1 protein-coding gene is annotated in these 216 nt (G+C 36.1%); it reads left to right on the top strand.

The window, feature by feature from the left end:
* Positions 1-216 (top strand): DUF58 domain-containing protein (locus NO357_RS21355; protein ID WP_306737786.1); only part of this gene is annotated, 216 nt, incomplete at both ends.

Raw genomic sequence — 216 nt, 5'->3', positions numbered from 1 at the left:
CTTATCAATATGGCGATGATGTTAGGAATATTGATTGGAACAAAACGGCTCATTTCTCTGAACCTTATGTAAAAGTATTTGAAGAAGAAAGAGAACTGACTTTGATGCTTTTGGTAGATGTAAGTGCTTCTCAAAACTTTGGTACACGCAAACAATTAAAGAAACAAACCGTAGCCGAAATCTGTGCTACCTTGGCATTTTCTGCTATGGCTAATA

Source organism: Marimonas arenosa (genome assembly GCF_030848945.1).
GTDB classification, from domain to species: Bacteria; Pseudomonadota; Alphaproteobacteria; order Rhodobacterales; family Rhodobacteraceae; genus Marimonas; species Marimonas arenosa.
This window is presented reverse-complemented; position numbering and strand designations above follow the sequence as displayed.